Source organism: Streptomyces sp. NPDC051664 (genome assembly GCF_044453545.1).
Classification (GTDB): domain Bacteria; phylum Actinomycetota; class Actinomycetes; order Streptomycetales; family Streptomycetaceae; genus Streptomyces.
Window position 1 is genome coordinate 1 of sequence record NZ_JBITCU010000102.1, and the last position, 2,507, is coordinate 2,507.

Annotated in this window: 2 protein-coding genes and 1 pseudogene; all 3 read left to right on the forward strand. The window is 62.8% G+C overall.

The genetic code is table 11. From position 1 onward, the window contains the following. Nucleotides 1-133 (forward strand): annotated as a pseudogene (locus ACIA8E_RS41740) (IS110 family transposase); the annotation flags it as partial. Between the two features lie 359 nt (nt 134-492). Then, nucleotides 493-1,398, forward strand: a complete 906-nt coding sequence (locus ACIA8E_RS41745) for a hypothetical protein (RefSeq protein WP_399307313.1) — start codon at nt 493-495, stop codon at nt 1,396-1,398. 460 nt (nt 1,399-1,858) lie between these two features. Next, nucleotides 1,859-2,275: a 4-oxalocrotonate tautomerase family protein gene (locus ACIA8E_RS41750; RefSeq protein WP_399307315.1), complete on the forward strand. Its 417-nt coding sequence runs from the start codon at nt 1,859-1,861 to the stop codon at nt 2,273-2,275. The last annotated feature ends 232 nt before the right edge of the window (nt 2,276-2,507 follow it).

A 2,507-nucleotide genomic window follows, 5' to 3' on the forward strand; every position in this document is an offset into this window, starting at 1 on the left:
CATCAGCCAGGGCAAGCACCACACCCAAGCACTCCTCCGCCCCGCCCGCCGACGAGCAGACTTCCTCTTCGCGATGCTCCGCGACGGAACCTTCTGCGAACCCCAGGCCCCCACCAACACCCTCGCCGCATGACCAAGGAAAACAACCTCAAACCCGACCGCACAGCCTTGCCGAAGGACATAGAGGCACCCCCCGCTGTCCACATGTTTCTACTCCAGCAACGGAACGAAGTGAAGGCTATGCCGCTGTAATGTGACGAGCTGCGATGACCAACGCTTCCCAACTTGAAACCTCAGGCCATGAACCTTTGTGCCGGGCCAGGTTGACAGGCCTTCGGCCGACACACCACGATTGCGATGTGTCACTGGAGCCGAAGTGTCCTGTGCACACCTCGACCACTCTGCCCGGTGATGCTTCGGCCTGCTCGCATTCGGAAGAGCTGCCCCCTCCCGTCCTCCCACCGGGCCACGTAAGCCAAGATTGGGTACTGCATGTCCATATCGCGACGCGTCACCTTCAAACGACTCCTCGGCGTAGGTGCCGTTGCCGTAGCCCTCTCGGCGGCAAGCGCTACCTCAGCCTGGGCCGTTGGCGCCCCCGGCGGTAAGGGCTGGGATAACGGTGGTCACCACAGCTACAAGCCCGGTCAGGGCGGCGGCACCAAGTCCAGTGGTGACCGCTGCGAGTTTTCCCTCGATGGCGCGAACTGGTATAAGTCCGTAAAGGTCGGCAACATCACTCTGAAGCCGGGTGGCGACGGAAAGGTGCACGTCAACGTTCGAGCCTCGGACGGCTCTTCGTCCTGCACCGTGTCCCTCGCCTCGTATCGCACCCACGGCGCGAACTTCGCGACCTCTGGCAAGCAGGTCCTCCATGACTGGGACACGGTGACGGTCACCACCGGCACCGACACTCTCAACGTCGCCGTCCCGGACATCACCTGCTTTGCACAAGTCGACCTGTACCACGGAAACAAGAAATACGACGGTGTCTTCGACGCCAATGACGGATACGAGCACGGCAACCTGCCTGAGGGGCCGGACCACTCGGTCATCGGCGACAAGAAGATCGCTTGGTGGAACGGCGGCACGAAGGACTGCACCACGCAGACCGGTCCGTCCGCCCCCGCTACCCCGTCGACGCCGACCGACGAGACCACCACGCCGCCCGCGCCCGAGGTCCCGTCGTCGGCCCCGGCCTCCCCCTCCGTCTCCGTCTCGGAGTCGACCACACCTCCGCATTCGGTTGCCGTCGAGTCGCCCAGCGGTGGCCCCGGCCACCTCGCCGAGACCGGCGCCAGCAACATCGGCCTGATTTCCGGCGCCGCCGGGCTACTGGTCGCCGGTGGCGGCGTCGCGCTCGCGACCTATCGCCGTCAGGCTGCCCGTCGTCACTGACGCTTCGACTAGTAATGCGGTCCTACGACGGAAGGGGGTACGGCGGCACCAAACGTCGTGCCCCCTTCAGTGCTTTCAACGCACGCTATTGCCTGCCAGCCACAGTCGGCGAATTCTCCGGCTTTTCATGCAGGAAACGGAATGGTCGACGTGGGTTCGTAACTTGCACGGGTTTTCCGACTGATTGCGCCACTTGTGCGACCTGTCAGTCTCCCGCGCAGCGCTGAGGTCGAGAGTGACCAGTTGCGTCCGTCTTCTATGCGCGCTCCCTGCGAAGGGTTCACTGCAGTTCACGAAAACGCGTTCCTATTTGACAGCACAAGCTGAGGAGACTTGACGTCGCCAGCTACTGGGGCCGAGCTGGAGGGCTGGCTCTATCCTCCATGAGCAACACAGCTGCGAGCGGTTGCTAAGAAACATCTCGCACTGACAAGGTCTTTGGAAGGACAACATTATGCCGATGATCGACGTCTACGCGCCGACGGGCCTCTTCAGTGATAAGCATGCACTCGCCCAGGAGTTGGCGCAGACAATCATGCGGTGGGAGAAGGTGCCAGCCATCCCCTTTTTTCAGGACAACACGGCTGCCTTCATCCATGACTTGGAAGCAGGGGCGATTGCAGACGCTGCTGGCAACAGCAATCACGTCCGAGTGCATGTAACCACCAACGCCGACGCCCTCGACCGTGATCAGCAGCTCGGATTGGTCGCGGAGATCACCGGCCTGGTCGCCAAGTTTACCGGAGATTCGTCCGTGGGCGAGCGCACTTGGGTGTCGCTCACCGAGGCTGTGCAGGGCGGGTGGGGTATCGCAGGACACGCCTACACGAATGATGAGATAGTCCAGCACGTCAGGGAACTGCTCGGCAAGGCGTAGCCCGCAATCGTGGCCGGTTGCATGAACGTCTCCCACAATCCGTCGAGGGCATTGCATGGTCGGATGCAGCCTGGGAGTAGGGACGCGTCGGACCCAGCGAGCGCCATGGAGCTGTTGTGCTGCCGGGCGTGCCCTAGCCTCGATCGTTCATGAGTCCTCGTCGGTTCGCTGACGGGGACTCTGTGCTTGCGAGGTGCGGAATTTCGTGGGCTGGGGCAGGTTGGCGGCCCGG

Excerpts from the sequence above, each read along its gene's own strand:
- ACIA8E_RS41745 (WP_399307313.1), top strand. The coding sequence starts at position 493 with ATGTCCATATCGCGACGCGTCACCTTCAAACGACTCCTCGGCGTAGGT.
- ACIA8E_RS41750 (WP_399307315.1), top strand. The coding sequence starts at position 1,859 with ATGATCGACGTCTACGCGCCGACGGGCCTCTTCAGTGATAAGCATGCA.